A 595-nucleotide genomic window follows, 5' to 3' on the forward strand; every position below is an offset into this window, starting at 1 on the left:
TTAACTGCCTCTCCTTTGGCCAAGAAGACGAATCTGTTTGCGTGAAGAAATATCTTGATGGCATCGAAGATGGTTACGAAACACTTTATTTCGAAGAATCTGATATCGAGAAGCGATATCTATTTAAATCACGACTTGAAGGTTGCCAAAGACTGTATGCCACTGAATCTTTTAAACGCTTATGTGACCACTATGACTTGCGTGGACTCCGGTTTGAAGAAAATTTACTAAGCGTGTTTTAGATAGCGCGATATAAGATTAATCCAACTATTTCATGGAAGCTGAGGAAATAATGAAGGAATTTGTAAAATGTACTTTTGGCGGTCTAAAAACGTCGTATTTGATTAGACAATACATTTTCGGAGCGTTGATTGCTGCTGTTTTTTTCAGTGCCGCAACGAAGAATGGGCAGGAGCTAAGCATCGCAACAATAGCGGTATTTACTGTTAATACTCTGTTGTACCCGTACTCAAGGTTTGTGTACGAAAGAATCGTAGAGTTTGTGATGGGCAACAACGTCTTCTTTGTTAATGCAGTATTGATGCTTACTGTAAAAGCTTTCACGATAGTTCTTTGCTGGGCAGCTGCTATTTTT

Annotated in this window: 1 protein-coding gene and 1 pseudogene; both read left to right on the forward strand. The window is 39.0% G+C overall.

Annotation, left to right across the window (positions count from 1 at the left end; translation table 11 throughout):
- Positions 1–242 (forward strand): annotated as a pseudogene (locus R7Q48_RS29080) (hypothetical protein); the annotation flags it as partial.
- Positions 243–292: 50 nt separating this feature from the next.
- Positions 293–595, forward strand: a 303-nt coding sequence (locus tag R7Q48_RS29085) for a hypothetical protein (RefSeq protein WP_318133829.1), incomplete at its 3' end; no start/stop codon positions are given.

This window comes from Vibrio sp. 378, from assembly GCF_033339435.1.